The organism is Rheinheimera sp. (assembly GCF_965283995.1).
In the GTDB taxonomy this organism is placed as follows: Bacteria; Pseudomonadota; Gammaproteobacteria; order Enterobacterales; family Alteromonadaceae; genus Pararheinheimera.
This window is the reverse complement of record NZ_CBDIQG010000001.1, coordinates 131,822-147,103: the sequence shown is the minus strand read 5'-3', so window position 1 is coordinate 147,103 and position 15,282 is coordinate 131,822. Positions and strand designations below refer to the sequence as shown.

The window sequence follows — 15,282 nt, the reverse complement described above, 5'->3', positions numbered from 1 at the left end:
ACAGATGCAGGTTGAGCATTGTGGCCACAGGCGGCATAATATGCGGCCTTTTTTAAGCGGAGTTCCCGATGAGTCAGCAAGCCAATCCCGACCAGTCAGTTTTAGCGCAACCGGATCTGCCGGATGCAGCAACATCGGCTGAAGAGCCGAAATATCTGCGTCGGATCCGCAGTTTTGTCCTGCGTGAAGGCCGCTTGACCAAAGGTCAGCAACGCAGCCTTGAACTGTTCTGGCCAACGATGGGGCTGGAATATCAGGCAGAGCTCTATGATTTAGAACAGGTTTTTGGTCGTAAAGCACCATTGGTGCTGGAGATCGGTTTTGGTATGGGTAAATCGCTGGTGGCGATGGCCAAAGCGGCGCCACAGATGGATTTCATCGGTATCGAAGTGCACAAACCAGGCGTCGGCGCCTGTTTGGGCGAAGCCGAAACTGAAGCGGTGCAAAACCTGCGTTTATTCGAACATGATGCAGTAGAAGTGCTGCGTGACTGCATTCCGGACGCATCATTAGACACAATTCAATTATTCTTCCCGGACCCGTGGCATAAAAAACGTCACCATAAGCGCCGTATTGTGCAGCCGGATTTTGTCCAGATGCTACGGCAAAAACTGAAGATCGGCGGTGTGTTCCATCTGGCGACCGATTGGGAAAACTACGCTGAACATATGCTTGACGTGATGATGGCCGCCGAAGGTTACCGCAATCAGGCAGAAGATCAGCAATACGTACCAAGACCTGATCACCGGCCTTTAACTAAATTCGAAAACCGTGGTGTGAAACTTGGCCATGGCGTGTGGGATCTGATGTTTGAGCGGCAATCCTGATGTTGTTCCCACAAAGCCAGCTGGTGCTGCGCAACCGCAATGATTTACAGGGCAAAGTACTGCTGGTCGAGCCGATGGCTGATGATCTGGCGCAGGAACTTCAAGCCGCTGCCGTCGATTTCAGTGTTTATTGCACCGATGCTGCAGTCGCTAAAGCCTTTGGCCGTGCCCGTACATGTTTCTTCTCGGCCCGGCTGGACTGCCAAGAGCAGTTCGACACTGTCGTGTTGTTTTATCCAAAAAGCAAAGAGCAGCTGGCGTTTACGCTGGCCGAACTGGCGCCTGTGATTCATGCCGACACACTGGTATACCTGGTTGGTGACAACAAAGGCGGTATAAAGAGCCTGGTCGCCCATGCCGAAAAGCTCGGGTTACATGCCCACAAGCTTGATAACGCAAAACATTGTCTGTGGTTTGTGCTAAACGGGCTGTTTGATAAGCCGTTGCCAAAACAGGATTTTGGTCGGTTCAGCCTGACAGCGCAGGTTGGCAGCAACAACCAACAACTGCAGTTTTGCTCGCTACCCGGCGTGTTTAATCACGGTAAACTCGATGCTGGCACCGCTTTGTTGTTAAAACATCTTGGTCATGTGCAGGCTGGCAAGGTACTGGATTTTGCCTGTGGCGCCGGCATTATCGGCGCCTTGCTGAAGCAGCAACAGCCGTCGATAGAACTATATGCCACTGACATCTGTGCTCTCGCTGTCGCATCGGCACAAGCCACGCTGCAGCTGAATCAATTGCAGGGCAACACTTTGTGTCAGGATGGCCTTTCTGCAGGCTTGCCGAAGTTTCAACACATTGTCAGTAACCCGCCGTTTCATACCGGCTTAAAAACCGATTTGTCTGTCGCGGAGTTGTTTATCAGCCAATGTAAGCAACATTTAGCCACTGGCGGCACGCTGACACTGGTTGCTAACGCCCACTTGCCTTATGCCCAGTGGCTGCAAACAGCTTTTGGCAATGTTAAAGAACTGGCGCGCCAGCAGGGTTTTGTCGTGTATTACAGTAAGTTTGCCGGCTAAGTAGCGGTTTAACAGAAAAAGGCGCCTCGAGCGCCTTTTTTTACAGCTTAAAATCAGTCCGCCAGATAGATCTGCCGGCTTTGGTAAGTACCAAGATATTCTTCGTGATTTTTAAACAACGCCGGTACCAGATACAACTCACCGGCTTCGACCCAATAAATGGCGTTCTGACAAAATTTCCGCGCCAATTCAACTGCTGTGGCTTTGTCGCACAACACGGCCCAGCTATGTTCCTGAAATGATAAATCCGGTGAAGCGCCAATCAGTCGGCGATGGGGTAAATGTGCAGCATTTAAACGGGTTTCAAACTGACAATCTAAAGTCAGATTCAGCTGATGATGTTTTACATCACCATGTGGATTTTGCGCGCTGATGATGGCGAAATTGATTTGGTCGCCCAAAGGCTGGTGACACAAAAACACGCTGGTTTTATAGCTTTCCCACAGATCCATCAAAGGCTCCTGTCAGCAATTGCATGTCGGCGCTGACTATAACCCAGCCAAAGAATTTTGTCAGGTCGTTTGCTTAATTACCTGAAAGTGCATAACATCAGTCAGCGCTATCTCAAACGCGAAAGTCTCCGCCAAATCAATCAGATGTCGGAGCGATGCCTGGTGAGAATGTTGTAAGGGGCTGTGAACGGATACATGAATTCCTTATTACGCACGACATCTATCAAAGCAGCGCTGAGCTGGGTTGTGATGCTGATTTGCAGTGTCACCTTGCTGGCATCGCTGACTATTTCCACGCTGCAGGATATTAGTTTTCAAAAGAAAAAACTGATAGATCAGCTGCACGCCTACGCCAATATCATCGCATTTAACTCCGTCGCCGGCATTTTGTATGACGACCCGGAGATCGAAGAAAACCGGCTGAAATCTTTTGCCGCTGTTGATATTTTGCACAACATTCATATCTACAAATTAACAGCTGAAACCGGCGAGCTTAGTTTTTTTTCCAGTTATAACAGACGTGACGTTGGCCCCCACCCCACACAATTCAGCAAAGTCGAAAAACTACAGCAGCCTCAGTTTGAAGGTGACATTGTCGAAATCAGTAAAGTTGTTGAGTTTGAAGGGAAAAAGCTCGGGTATATCTATATTCGCGCCAGTATGGCCGAGCTTGGCAAGTATGTGCAAAGCCGGATCCTGTTTGATCTGTGGATCGCAGTGATTGCTTTACTGTGCGCTTATTTCATCAGCCGCATGTTGCAGCGCCGGTTTACCGCGCCGATTGAAACATTGCTAACAACTGTGCAAAAAGTAACCAAAGAGAAGAATTACTCGGTCAGAATGCCGGTTACCGACATTGAAGAGCTGCAAATGCTCGGTCGCGCCGTCAATAACATGCTCGAGCGCATTGAACAGCAAATCAATAAACTGCAACAGGCTGAGCAAGAAATTCGCCAGTTAAACCAAGGGCTTGAAGCAAAAATTAATGAGCGGACTGTTGCACTGAAAAGTTCGAACCAGGATCTGTTAAACACACTCGAGACACTGCATCAGTACCAGAATCAGATTGTTGAAACTGAAAAAATGGCCAGCCTTGGCCAGATGGTGGCCGGTGTTGCCCATGAGGTAAATACGCCGATTGGCCTTGGTGTGACAGCGTCGACGCTGATGCAGGACAAACTGACCGATATTCAGAAAGCCTTCGATGATAAAAAGTTGACGTCAAATCAGCTGTCAAAATTTTTAAGTGAAAGCAAAGAAAACCTCGGCATTATCTATCGCAATCTGGAGCGCGCAGCCAGTTTGATCCGCAGCTTTAAGCAGGTGGCAGTGGATCAGTCGAACGAAAACCGCAGGCAATTTAATATGTTGCAGCTGATGAATGAAGTTTTGTTGTCATTGCGGCCCAATCTGAAAAAGACCCAGCACCAAGTGTTGGTCGAATGTGATCCACAGCTGGAAATTGACAGCAAACCCGGCCCTATCAATCAGATCCTGATCAATCTGATAATGAACAGCCTGATCCATGCCTTTGAACATACCGATCACGGCACCATCAACATCACGGTAAAAGTAGAGCAAAACCGCTGTCAAATCCGATACAAAGACAACGGCTCTGGCGTGCCTGAACATATCAAAAAACGGATCTTTGATCCCTTCGTCACAACAAAGCGTGGTGAAGGCGGCAGTGGTCTGGGGATGCATCTGGTGTACAACCTGGTTACCCAGGCATTAAACGGCAAAATAAGCCTGGAAAGTTCGTTAGGTGAAGGTGTCGATATCCTGTTTGATTTTCCGGTTATCGTAAAAAGCAGCGCTGCATCAACGCTCTAATGATTATAAGCAACTGTTTTTAAATGAATATTTTCAGTAAAACTCCATATATTTAAGCAAAATCTAATTGTTAACAAAATCACTTGTTAACAATTGGACCCAAAGCTATAATTGCAAAAAAAATGACAACCGCTTGTCATTTGACCAGTTTCGACTCGCGCGAAAATCCAACATAGTTAACATAAGGTTTATCTCCATGCAGACGCCGGTGATTTTGATCGTTGAAGACGAGGAAGTAACCCGTTTAAATCTGGTCCAGTTGTTCGAAGGCGAAGGCTATGATGTTCTCGAAGCCATCAATGGTGAAGAGATGCATCAGCAACTGACCGACAATGCTGTCAATCTGATCGTTATGGACATTAATCTGCCAGGGAAAAATGGCTTAATTCTGGCGCGTGAATTACGCCAGAAAGAAAATATCGGTTTAATTTTCCTGACCGGCCGCGATAGCGAAGTTGATCGCATTCTGGGTCTGGAAATTGGCGCCGATGACTACCTGACCAAACCATTTAACCCACGTGAACTGACCATCCGCGCCCGCAATCTGTTAAGCCGCACTGTGGCTCAGCCTGTGGTCGAAGAACATAAGAGCGTCGTGAAGTTTAATGGCTGGACGCTGGATGAAAACAGCCGCAACCTGACCTCACCAAAAGGTGTGTCGCGTCGTCTGCCAAAAGGCGAATACCGCGCACTGCGTCTGATGCTTGATACACCGGGCAAAATCTTTACCCGTGAACAGTTAATCCGTCACATGACCGGCCGTGATCTGCGTCCAAACGACCGGACCGTTGACGTTACCATCCGTCGTATCCGTAAGCACTTCGAATCGGACATCGACAGCCCGGAACTGATCAGCACTATCCACGGCGAAGGCTACCGCTTCGTCGGCAAGATTGAAAAATAATTCAGTCTGCAAAAAACAACAACGGCGACTTTGGTCGCCGTTTTTTATGCATGCAATACAGACAACCCGTCGCGCGCTGTTTTTAGCTCCCTCAAAGCTCAAATGCCTGCAGCAAATCCGGGGCAGCGCGCCAAAAGGCGCCAACCTGAAGGCTTGTTTTCAAAAAACTACTGAGCCAACAACTGCTGCAGTCGTTCTTTACGGGCCAGGAACACCTGATAGCCGTCGCCACTTTGTTTGGATAAAGCAATAGCTTTGTTCACCTGCTCCAGTGACTCTTTATACATCTTGTTTTGCTCAAAACCATACGCCAGACCGTTGTAGGCTTCGGCTTTATCAGGATGCAGCTCTACAGCATATCTGAATAGCTTCAGTGCTTCATTCAGCTTGCCGCTATTGACGAATTGATAGCCAAGTTCCCGAATAACCGCTTCCGGTGCAATCGTCTGCTCGCCGTATTGATTTGACAGATTCTGGTAATAATCAGCAATTGAACTGGTTTCACCGCTATAAGCCCGCAGTGGCATCTGTAGCGGCAAGAACAGATTCTGATACGCATTAAATATCCCTGCGACCGAGGTCAGTTCATGCGGTACATGTTCAAATTCATCACTGACAAACTTTAAACCCTTTGGCTGATTGGCCAAAATGAAGTTGTGCATATCATCATATCGTTGCCGCATAAATCCTCCCTCTTCACCGATATTCAGATACAAATAATTGTTTAAGCTTTTTGTATTGGCGATAAAAGCTTTGGTACTTTTTGCCGTAGCGCCAAAGTCCCACCATACCGCCGGGCTATATGCCAAATGCGCCTGAAACAAGTCCGGATAGGTTTGCAAAGCATGTAGCACGAACACGCCGCCAGCGGATGCACCGGCGATCACTTTAAAATTATGCGTGCGATAGTTGTCATCAATAAAGGGGATAAGTTCGTCTTTTATAAAATTTAAGAACTTTGGCGCCCCGCCGCCGATGCCCACCGGGCCCTGCGGCTCCTGGTTGACGGTTGGGTACAGATCCCGTAGCCGGTCGGTATTTTCAATGGCCACTATGATGACTTCAGGTGCAGCATTTGCTTCTTGCAGGCGCTCTAAGACACTGCTGATCAAAGGCAGGTTGCCAGCACCATCCAGCCGGTAAATGACCGGATACTTCTTGTTGGGTTTGGCTGAATAGCTCTTCGGAAGTTGTACTGTGATAGCACGTTTTTCTTTAAGCGCTTTGGAATAGACAGTTTTTGTCTGAAATTTGTACTTATCGTCAATGCTTTGCGTTTGTCGTGCCGTGACCGAAGTTGCAACAACGGCAAGCAATAATGAGGCAAAAAGCTTGCTGATATTAACCATTCCCTTCATTGCATTTCCATTTACATTCATAATTTTTAACCAAACTAACACATAGCTCCGGCATAGCACATGTTTCAATTTTGCCAATGCAACAGAAGGTGAGCAGGCGGTGACGAGTGGTGGTGGCAGAAAATCAAAGGCTATTTTCGCGGTAGCGGGCAGCGCGATTCAGGCTGTCGCAGCGCCATCAAAAAGAACAGACGGAGCAGTAACCCACGGCAGAACTAAACACATCAGGCCCAGCCGACGCGTCGCCTAGCCTTCATAGGCTGAGAGATACTCATCAAGCAACTGCAAGTGCGCATCAATGGTCAGGTGGAACTCAATTAACTGACGTTGTACGGCAGTCCAGTTCGGTTGTTCGAGCTGTTCTAATTGCTTCGCCTGTTGCTGTACCCACAATAAACCAACCGATGCTGCGGCGCCTTTAAGCTTGTGCGCTGCATCCTGAAATTCCTGCAATTGCTGCATAGTGGCTGCTTCAACCATCTTATTGACGTAACCAGGTACTAATTGCTGAAACAGTTGCATACTGCGCTGCATCGGGCCTTTACCCAGCGATTGCAGATAATCCTGCAAGGTATTGGTATCAAGCACAGTATCCTGTGGCTCTTTGTCGTCCTGCTCCTGAATTTGCTGCTGCCGCGAGGCGCTCGGCGAGAATAATCTGGCCAGCACCTGGTCCAGCTTATTGGTATTGATTGGTTTCGCTAAAGCGCCGGCGATACTGATGCCTTCAAGCTGTTGCTCGGCCTTACGCACATTGGCGCTTAACACGACAATTGGAATTTGTGCCAGATGCGGTTCTTGCTGCATAAAACGGGCGATTTGATCGCCATTCATATCCGGCAATTGCATATCAAGCAGCACCAAATCGATATCATCTTCTGTTTCCAGCAATGCCAGCGCATCTTCACCGGTTTCAGCATGCACCACAGTGTGGCCACGTTGTTCCAGCAGATTAGTGGCGATTTCAGCATTGAGTGGCACGTCTTCGACCAGTAAAACAGTCAGTTCCGGGCAAACCAGCGGTTGGTTCAATTCAGGCGCCTGCTGCACTTCGGTTGGTAACCGGACTGTGAAATGGCTGCCCTGGTTGATCTGGCTTTGCACCGTCACATGCCCCCCCATGGCCTCCACCAGCGCTTTGGACACCGATAATCCAATGCCGGAGCCAACAATACTAAGACGCCGGCCGTCACTGGATTTGTAATACATATCAAAGATACGCTGCTGTTCGTGCAGTGAAATACCAATACCGGTATCACTGACGACAAAAATCAGCTCTTGCCCGCACAATTCAGCATACAAACTGATTTCACCACGCGCAGTGAACTTCACCGCATTACTGAGCAAATTCCACAACACCTGCCGTACCCGTGTCGGGTCCATCTTCAGATAACCATGCAGCTCGCCAACCTGCTGCAATTTAAATGACAAGCCTTTTTGCTGACAAATCAGCTCAGCAAAATTGGCGATATCGAGAATAAACTGAGCTATATCGGTGCTTTGATACAGGATATCCAAATCCTGCCGGTCGATTTTGTCTAAGTCGATGATGTCATTAAAGATATTGCCGAGTGTTTCGGCACTGCTGAAAATGGTATTGGCCCAGCTACGCTGCTCGTTCGTTAAGCGGGTTTCGAGTAAGCGCCGGGTCAGACCCACAATACCATTCAGCGGCGTGCGCAATTCATGACTTAATGTCGCGATAAACTTGCCTTTATCCTGATAGGCCCGTTCCAGCGCTTGTTCAGCCATTTTCCGCGACGTGATATCCCGACCAAAGCCGAGTAACCCGATGTATCTGCCCTGCCGGTCAAAAAACGGCACCTTGCGCATTTCAAACCACATTAACTGGCCATCCGGTGTGTTGTATTCCACGTCCAGTGTCAGCTCGGCCTGATTCACCGACACTTCGTGGTCGGTCAGGATCGCCGCCGGCGCCATGTCCGGCGCGTAAATTTCTGACGGATAATGACCAATCAACTCGCTCGAGCTTTTGCCAATCATCCGTTCGAACATTTTATTGCAGCTGGCGAATCGGCCGGTTTCGTCGCGGTAATAAAACAAATCGGGCGAGCTGTCGACAATCGACTTCATCAATAAGCTTTGTTCTTCGACTAATAGCTGGGTCTTTTTCCGCTCGGTAATTTCTTTGCGTAGTTCATCTACAGCCTGGCGTTTGGCTTGAAAAGCTTTTTTTCGCTCTTCAATTTCGAAGTTCAGCTGGCGGATATTCTCCTGCAGGTTTTCGTTCAGGCGTTTTTCCTGACGGGCAGAGTCCTGCAGGTAAAATAAAGTCGCATCGAGGTGTTTAATCAGATAAAGGCAGGCAGACACTAAGGGCGGCGCGGCCACTACAGCAAACAAAACAGCGCCACTGATAAATTCCCAGTCAACCCGGTTATGCAGCGTCAGACTAAACGCTAATGCAATCAGGCCTGAAGCGACAATGATGAGCAGAGTCGTCAGACTGAACAACTGCAACCAGCCCCACTGCTTCAGCACCAGCGCCAGCTGACTGACCCAGGGATGGATCCGGTATTGACTCATGCAGTTTGTACCTCTCCCTGCAACTGCAGGACTAAATCGCAACAGATTCAGTCAAAGCGGATAGCTTCTGACCGATAAAAAAGCGGTATAAATTCAACCTGAACCAGCATCAATTCGGGCCTGATTTGTACCGGTTAGATTATCTTGTCCTGACATCTTTGCCAATTGCAGATCAAGGACCAGACCGATAATTGCGCGGTAAATACCGCCAGCAATATGCCGTTTAAACCATCTAAGGCATAGAACCGGCTGATCCGGCTTGCTTGTCAGTGCGTAAAGGAAAGGGGTAAAATACCCGACTAATTTTATCAGGTATTTATTCTTGTTTCTGCCAAAGCCGCCCCCACATAGCAGCTTATGACAGAGTAAAGCCAAATCCGGTACGCCGATCGAACGAAAAAATGGATGGCACCTTTGCAAATTTTTCATAAGACAAATGTGTGAAGCTTGATAGAATGCCGGCCTTTTTACAGACAAAGCGTGCTGAAGTAGTCGCAACAGACAGTCCCGGAGATTTCATGCCGATAGCGATGCCAGATGTAGCCAACCAATCATGTGCCACCACTGAGGGCACTTTAGACTGGGTTGGCATGAGCCATATTGAAGTGCCGTTGATGCTGGCGTTACACGGTGAAGCCCCGCGTCAGGTCAGTGCCAAAGTCGAAGCATTCGTCAATCTGGCCGACCCGAAAGCCAAAGGCATTCATATGTCACGGTTGTACTTGGCGCTGGACGAATTGTCCCGTGAGTCCAGCCTGAGCCATGCCACCTTGTGTAACCTGCTCGACACTTTTATTACCACCCATGAAGATTTAAGCGATCAGGCTTTTGTGAAGTTTGATTTTGATCTGCATTTACGCCGCAAGGCACTCATCACCGAAAAACAAGGCTGGAAAGCTTACCCGGTGACTATTACCGGTCAGGTAGTGGAAAAGCAATTACAAGTAGAACTCAAGATTAATGTACCTTATTCATCGACTTGTCCTTGTTCTGCCGCATTGGCGCGCCAGTTGATCCAGGAAGCTTTTGTCAGCCGTTTTGCTGGTCAGCAGCAAATCAGCAGTGAGCTAGTAGTGGATTGGCTTGGCACGACGCAAGGTATTGTTGCGACCCCGCACAGCCAGCGCTCAGTGGCCGAAGTTAAAGTGAAACTGCAGCACAACGTGACTGAGTTTCCGATTGTAGCGCTGATTGATGCGATTGAAGACGCACTGAAAACACCAGTGCAGGCAGCGGTAAAACGAGCCGACGAACAGGAATTTGCCCGCTTAAACGGTCAAAACCTGATGTTCTGCGAAGACGCCGCCCGCCGGCTGAAACATACCTTAAACGGCCTGACAGAGTTTGAAGACTTCTGGCTGCGGGTGAATCATTATGAATCCCTGCATGCGCATGACGCAGTCGCTGTGACAGTCAAAGGTTTACAAGGCGGCTACCGCGCCTGAACAGGTGTGTTATCACTGAGCTGAATAGCGCGCATATTTACCGCATATATCCGAGACTAAAAACCAACAAAAAGCTGCCAGTGGCAGCTTTTTTTTCATCTATCCTCAGGCATTAACCGGCTAAAAACGTCTATTTCTGTAATTTTATTACATTTAAACGACCAAACCAGATGCGATGAAGTACCGGCGTTCCGCCAAAAGTCATCTTGCAATTTCCAGCAAAAATCGGTATACCTGATAGCAGGTCTTTACGTTCAGACGTCCAGACCACACTAGAATAAAAACTCTAACAGCCATTGACCCTTGAAAGTACGACCGTTATTTTCTTTCACACGTAAAAACCAAAATTAAAAGAATATAAATTCACTATTTTTACATTTTTATTTATGCAGGACAGGTTGGAGGGAGTGTGTCATGGCGTTGTATCACCACAGCCAGGCCAGAGAAAACTGTGGCTTTGGTCTGATCACCCATCTTGAAGGGGTGGCAAGTCACCGGATCGTCAGAACTGCAATCAGCGGTCTGGCCCGGATGCAGCATCGCGGTGGCATTTCAGCAGACGGCAAAACCGGTGACGGTTGCGGTCTGCTTATGCAGAAACCTGATAGTTTTTTCCGCGCTATTGCCGCGGAGAATAACTGGGTGCTGGGCAAAAAATATGGCGTCGGGATGATTTTTTTAAGTCAGGACCCGATTAAAGCAGAGCTGGCCAAATCAATTATTGAAGCTGAAATTACCCGTGAGACTTTAACACTGGTCGGCTGGCGTGAAGTGCCTACCGATGCTTCAGTGCTGGGGCCTATTGCGGTCAGTTCAATGCCGAAAATTATGCAGGTGTTTGTCAGTGCCCAGCCAGGCTGGGGTGACCACGACCTGGAACGCCGCCTATATATGCTGCGTCGTCGCGCCGAAAAGCTGGTCGCCGAGCAAATGCCGGATGACAGCGATTTTTATATCCCGAGTTTTTCCAGTCTGGTCACCGTATTTAAAGGTCTGATGATGCCGGCTGACTTACCGGGATTCTATCTGGATCTGGCGGATATCCGCATGGAAACCGCGATTTGCGTATTCCACCAGCGTTTCTCTACCAACACGATGCCACGTTGGGCTTTGGCGCAGCCATTCCGTTTCCTGGCGCACAACGGTGAAATCAATACCATCACCGGCAACCGGCAGTGGGCGCGGGCCCGGCAATACAAGTTTGCCTCGCCGCTCATTCCGGATATGTCACAAGCGGCACCTTATGTTGGCACTAAAGGCTCAGACTCCAGCTCGCTGGATAATATGCTGGAGCTGTTTTTAGCCGGTGGCATGGACTTGTTCCGCGCCATGCGCTTGCTGGTTCCGCCAGCATGGCAAGGCAATAAGGTGATGGACGACGACTTAAAAGCCTTTTACGAATTCAACTCGATGCATATGGAGCCGTGGGATGGTCCGGCCGGTATCGTACTGACTAATGGTCAGCACGTGGCCTGTAATCTGGACCGCAACGGCTTGCGCCCTGCCCGTTTTGTTATCACCAAAGACAAGTTAATTACGCTGGCTTCTGAAGTCGGGATCTGGGATTACACTGCAGATGAAGTGTTGGAAAAAGGCCGCGTGGGCCCGGGCGAGATGCTGGCGATCGATACTCAAACCGGAACCATCTGGCGCTCCGACGAAATCGACGCCGACTTAAAAGCGCGTCACCCGTACCGGCACTGGCTGAACCAGAACGTGCAGCGTCTGGTGCCATATGAGAAGTTTGAAACTGACCTCATCGGCAAACGCGTATTCTCTGATGACGAGATGCTGGTGCTGCATAAGCTGTTTAATTACAGCTATGAAGAAATCGATCAGGTCATCACGGTATTGGCCAAAGATGGTCAAGAAGCGGTTGGCTCTATGGGCGACGATACGCCGATGGCGGTGCTGTCGCGTAAACCACGCACTTTCTACGATTATTTCCGCCAGCAGTTTGCTCAGGTCACCAACCCGCCAATTGACCCATTGCGTGAAGCGCATGTGATGTCACTGGCGACCAGTATTGGCCGCGAACACAACGTGTTCAGTGAAACCGCTGGTTATGCCCGCCGTATTCAATTTGAATCGCCGGTGATGATGTATTCTGACCTGAAACAGCTGAAAACCGCTGATCAGAATTTCTACAAACATCACATTATTTCGCTGAACTATGCACCGGAAGAAGGCCTGGAAAATGCGCTGCGCCGCATTGCTGCTGAAGCTGTGTCCGTCGTGCGTGAAGACAATGTGGTACTGGTGATCCTGACCGATCGCAAGATCCAACAGGGTTTTGTGCCGGTACCGGCCGCCATGGGTGTTGGCGCCGTGCATCATGCTTTGGTTGATAACCAGCTGCGCTGTGATTCGAACATCATTATCGAAACCGCCGGCGCGCGCGACCCGCACCACTTTGCGGTGCTGGTTGGTTTAGGTGCCACCGGTATTTATCCGTTCCTGGCTTATGAGACCATCGAACAGCTGGTGGAAAAAGGCAATATCAACCTGACCGCCCGTCAGGCCGTGTTGAATTACCGCAAAGGTATCAACAAAGGTCTGTACAAAATCATGTCGAAAATGGGTATCTCCACAGTGGCCAGTTACCGCTGTTCGAACCTGTTTGAAGCGGTCGGGATCAATAAAAACGTGATGCAGCTGTGCTTCCCGGACGTACCTTCGCGTTTAGGTGGTGCTGATTTCACTGATTTTGAAGCCGATGTGCTGGTTCGTGCCAATACGGCATGGCTGAAGCGTAAACCGCTGACGCACGGTGGCCTGCTGAAATATGTACACGATGGCGAATACCACGCCTATAACCCGGATGTGGTACAGACCTTACAAAAAGCCGTGCGTAGCGGCGATTACGAGGACTACAAAGCCTATCGTGATGTGGTCAACACTCGTCCGGTCGCGCATATCCGCGATTTGTTTGCGCTGGATAAGTCGAAGGCGACGCCAATTGCGCTTGATAAAGTATCGCCAGCCGAACAACTGTATCCGCGCTTTGACAGTGCCGCCATGTCGATTGGCGCTTTAAGCCCGGAAGCGCATGAAGCGTTAGCGATTGCGATGAACCGACTCGGTGGTCGTTCCAACTCGGGTGAAGGTGGTGAAGATCCACGCAGGTTTGGCACGGAAAAGAACAGTAAAATCAAACAAGTGGCTTCTGGCCGCTTCGGTGTGACGCCGCATTATCTGGTTAATGCTGAAGTGATCCAGATTAAAGTGGCGCAAGGAGCCAAACCTGGTGAAGGTGGTCAGCTGCCTGGCGAAAAAGTCACGGCTGAAATTGCCCGCCTGCGCTATTCAGTGCCGGGCGTCACGCTGATTTCGCCGCCGCCGCATCACGATATTTATTCGATTGAAGATTTATCGCAGCTGATTTTCGACTTAAAACAAGTCAATCCACAGGCGCTGATCTCGGTCAAGCTGGTGTCAGAGCCTGGCGTCGGGACTATCGCCACTGGCGTTGCTAAAGCATACGCGGACCTTATCACTGTGTCCGGTTATGACGGCGGCACAGGTGCCAGCCCGCTGACGTCAGTGAAATATGCCGGTAGTCCGTGGGAGCTGGGCCTTGCCGAAGTGCATCAGGCGTTGGTCGAAAACGGCTTGCGTGACCGTGTGCGGTTGCAGGTGGACGGTGGTCTGAAAACTGGCCTCGACGTGGTCAAAGCGGCGATTTTAGGCGCCGAAAGCTTCGGTTTTGGTACCGGTCCGATGGTGGCGCTTGGCTGTAAATTCCTGCGGATCTGCCACCTAAATAACTGTGCCACCGGCGTGGCAACACAAGACGCGACACTGCGCCGTGACCATTTCAACGGTTTACCGGAAATGGTGATGAACTACTTTAAGTTCATTTCAACTGAAGTGCGTGAATTGATGGCAGAGCTTGGTGTTAGCCAACTTACCGATCTGATTGGTCGTACCGATTTACTCAGTGTTAAACCGGGTGAAACCACCCGTCAGGCCAAGCTGGATTTAACGCCAATCCTGCTGGCCAGTGGCGTCAGTTCGGATAAATCTCTGCATTGTGTGCAGAACAACGACCCGTTCGACAATGGCCCGCTGAACCAGCTGTTGGTAGAACGCTGTGCTGACATGGTCAAGTACAAGACCGGTGGCCGGCTCAATCTGGCTATTCGCAACACCGACCGCTCAGTCGGTGCCAAGTTGTCCGGCCTGATTGCCCGCACGCACGGCAATCAGGGCATGGCGACAGAGCCAATCGAAGTGCAGTTTAACGGCACCGCAGGCCAGAGCTTTGGCGTCTGGAACGCCGGTGGTCTGCACCTGTCGCTGCAAGGCGATGCCAACGACTATGTCGGTAAAGGCATGACCGGCGGCCAACTGGCAGTGTATCCGCCGAAAGGCTGCAGCTTCGCCAAAGACAACGCCACTATCGTCGGCAACACTTGCCTGTACGGTGCTACCGGCGGCCGTTTATATGCGGCGGGCCGCGCCGGCGAACGTTTTGCCGTGCGTAACTCCGGCGCTATAGCGGTGATTGAAGGGACCGGCGATAACTGCTGTGAATACATGACCGGCGGTGTGGTGGTGGTACTTGGGCAGACTGGTGTCAACTTTGGCGCCGGCATGACCGGTGGCTTCGCTTACCTGTATGACGAGCAAAACGACCTCGATTTGCGCGTTAACGGCGAACTGGTGGAAACACTCGACATCAGTACACCAATTCTGCAGGAACATTTGCGCAGTCTGATCCATCAACATTTTGAAGCCACAGGCTCCGAACGCGCACATCAGATCCTGTCGTCGTTCCAGAGCTGTTTAAGTAAATTTAAGCTGGTGAAACCAAAAACCAGCGACGTTAATACCCTGCTGGGCCACCGTGCCCGCTCGTCCGCCGAGCTGCGGGTTCAGGCGATGTAAG

At 49.9% G+C, this 15,282-nt stretch carries 10 protein-coding genes; 6 read left to right on the top strand and 4 right to left on the bottom strand.

Annotated elements, in window-relative coordinates; translation table 11 throughout:
• Positions 1-68 precede the first annotated feature (68 nt).
• Positions 69-827 carry a tRNA (guanosine(46)-N7)-methyltransferase TrmB gene (gene trmB / locus ACQ66Q_RS00725; protein ID WP_430455022.1) on the top strand — a complete coding sequence of 253 codons (759 nt, stop codon included), beginning with the start codon at positions 69-71 and terminating at the stop codon, positions 825-827.
• Positions 827-1,852, top strand: a complete 1,026-nt coding sequence (locus tag ACQ66Q_RS00720; RefSeq protein ID WP_430455021.1) for a methyltransferase — start codon at positions 827-829, stop codon at positions 1,850-1,852. The genes trmB and ACQ66Q_RS00720 overlap by 1 nt, the downstream gene beginning before the upstream one ends.
• 53 nt (positions 1,853-1,905) lie before the next feature.
• Here ACQ66Q_RS00720 and ACQ66Q_RS00715 read toward each other — a convergent pair whose 3' ends face one another.
• Positions 1,906-2,304 carry a DUF3293 domain-containing protein gene (locus ACQ66Q_RS00715; RefSeq protein ID WP_377241497.1) on the bottom strand — a complete coding sequence of 133 codons (399 nt, stop codon included), beginning with the start codon at positions 2,302-2,304 and terminating at the stop codon, positions 1,906-1,908.
• 195 nt (positions 2,305-2,499) lie between these two features.
• Between ACQ66Q_RS00715 and ACQ66Q_RS00710 the strand changes: the two genes are divergently transcribed.
• Together ACQ66Q_RS00710 and arcA are read left to right on the top strand one after the other, a co-directional pair.
• Entirely contained in the window at positions 2,500-4,137 is a 1,638-nt protein-coding gene (locus ACQ66Q_RS00710) for a HAMP domain-containing sensor histidine kinase (RefSeq protein ID WP_430455020.1), read from the top strand.
• A 196-nt stretch (positions 4,138-4,333) separates the two neighbouring features.
• Positions 4,334-5,041, top strand: a complete 708-nt coding sequence (gene arcA / locus ACQ66Q_RS00705) for a two-component system response regulator ArcA (RefSeq protein WP_208930728.1) — start codon at positions 4,334-4,336, stop codon at positions 5,039-5,041.
• A 167-nt stretch (positions 5,042-5,208) separates the two neighbouring features.
• Here the strand turns inward: arcA and ACQ66Q_RS00700 are convergent, their stop codons facing one another.
• From ACQ66Q_RS00700 to ACQ66Q_RS00690, 3 genes are all read right to left on the bottom strand, one after another.
• Positions 5,209-6,399 carry an alpha/beta hydrolase-fold protein gene (locus ACQ66Q_RS00700; RefSeq protein WP_430455019.1) on the bottom strand — a complete coding sequence of 397 codons (1,191 nt, stop codon included), beginning with the start codon at positions 6,397-6,399 and terminating at the stop codon, positions 5,209-5,211.
• 246 nt (positions 6,400-6,645) lie between these two features.
• Positions 6,646-8,946, bottom strand: coding sequence for an ATP-binding protein (locus ACQ66Q_RS00695; RefSeq protein WP_430455018.1), 2,301 nt, complete (start codon positions 8,944-8,946; stop codon positions 6,646-6,648).
• 93 nt (positions 8,947-9,039) lie between these two features.
• The gene (locus tag ACQ66Q_RS00690; RefSeq protein ID WP_430455017.1) at positions 9,040-9,375 is read right to left on the bottom strand and encodes a hypothetical protein; all 336 of its coding nucleotides are present in this window, start codon (positions 9,373-9,375) and stop codon (positions 9,040-9,042) included.
• 89 nt (positions 9,376-9,464) lie between these two features.
• Between ACQ66Q_RS00690 and folE2 the strand changes: the two genes are divergently transcribed.
• The gene (gene folE2 / locus ACQ66Q_RS00685; RefSeq protein WP_430455016.1) at positions 9,465-10,391 is read left to right on the top strand and encodes a GTP cyclohydrolase FolE2; all 927 of its coding nucleotides are present in this window, start codon (positions 9,465-9,467) and stop codon (positions 10,389-10,391) included.
• A 414-nt stretch (positions 10,392-10,805) separates the two neighbouring features.
• Positions 10,806-15,281 (top strand): glutamate synthase large subunit, encoded by a 4,476-nt coding sequence (gltB, locus tag ACQ66Q_RS00680; RefSeq protein ID WP_430455015.1) that lies wholly within the window; start codon positions 10,806-10,808, stop codon positions 15,279-15,281.
• Position 15,282: the final 1 nt, after the last annotated feature.